Annotated in this window: 1 rRNA gene; it reads right to left on the reverse strand. The window is 50.6% G+C overall.

Annotated elements, in window-relative coordinates:
- A 23S ribosomal RNA gene (locus BUB45_RS19265) occupies positions 1 to 1,461 on the reverse strand; the annotation flags it as partial.
- Positions 1,462 to 1,471 lie beyond the last annotated feature (10 nt).

Genomic DNA, 1,471 nt, shown 5'->3' on the forward strand with positions numbered 1-1,471 from the left:
TCAAACGTTCATGAGGTGGTACAGGAATATCTACCTGTTGTCCATCGCCTACGCCTTTCGGCCTCGGCTTAGGTCCCGACTAACCCTGAGAGGACGAGCCTTCCTCAGGAAACCTTAGGCATTCGGTGAAAGAGATTCTCACTCTTTTTTCGCTACTCATACCGGCATTCTCACTTCTAAGCGCTCCACCAGTCCTCACGATCTGACTTCACAGCACTTAGAACGCTCTCCTACCATTGTTCGTAAGAACAATCCGCAGCTTCGGTGATACGTTTAGCCCCGGTACATTTTCGGCGCAGAGTCACTCGACCAGTGAGCTATTACGCACTCTTTAAATGGTGGCTGCTTCTAAGCCAACATCCTGGTTGTCTGGGCAACTCCACATCCTTTTCCACTTAACGTATACTTTGGGACCTTAGCTGGCGGTCTGGGCTGTTTCCCTTTCGACTATGAACCTTATCACCCATAGTCTGACTCCCAAGGATAAGTAGCTGGCATTCGGAGTTTGACTGAATTCGGTAACCCGATGAGGGCCCCTAGTTCAATCAGTGCTCTACCTCCAGTACTCTTTCCTTGAGGCTAGCCCTAAAGCTATTTCGGAGAGAACCAGCTATCTCCGTGTTCGATTGGCATTTCACCCCTACCCACACCTCATCCCCGCATTTTTCAACATACGTGGGTTCGGGCCTCCAGTCAGTGTTACCTGACCTTCACCCTGGACATGGGTAGATCACACGGTTTCGGGTCTACGACCGCATACTATATTCGCCCTATTCAGACTCGCTTTCGCTACGGCTCCGTGTCTTCCACTTAACCTTGCATACGATCGTAACTCGCCGGTCCATTCTACAAAAGGTACGCCGTCACCCATTAACGGGCTTCGACTACTTGTAGGCACACGGTTTCAGGTTCTATTTCACTCCCCTTCCGGGGTGCTTTTCACCTTTCCCTCACGGTACTGGTTCACTATCGGTCACTAGGGAGTATTTAGCCTTGGGAGATGGTCCTCCCGGATTCCGACGGAATTCCTCGTGTTCCGCCGTACTCAGGATCCACTCCGGAGGAGATTCTTTTTCGATTACAGGGCTGTTACCTTCTTTGGCCGACCTTTCCAGATCGCTTCATCTAAAGAATCTCTTGATAACTCCAATGGAGTGTCCTACAACCCCAGAAGGCAAGCCTTCTGGTTTGGGCTAATTCCGTTTCGCTCGCCGCTACTTGGGAAATCGCGTTTGCTTTCTCTTCCTCCGGGTACTGAGATGTTTCAGTTCCCCGGGTATGCCTCTTCTACCCTATGAATTCAGATAGAAGTACTGCTCCATTACGAGCAGCGGGTTCCCCCATTCGGAAATTCCTGGATCGATGTCTACTTACGACTCCCCAGGACATATCGGTGTTAGTCCCGTCCTTCTTCGGCTCCTAGTGCCAAGGCATCCACCGTGCGCCCTTATTCACTTAACTAATCTTACAA

Source organism: Virgibacillus chiguensis, assembly GCF_900129865.1.
GTDB classification, from domain to species: Bacteria; Bacillota; Bacilli; order Bacillales; family Amphibacillaceae; genus Virgibacillus; species Virgibacillus chiguensis.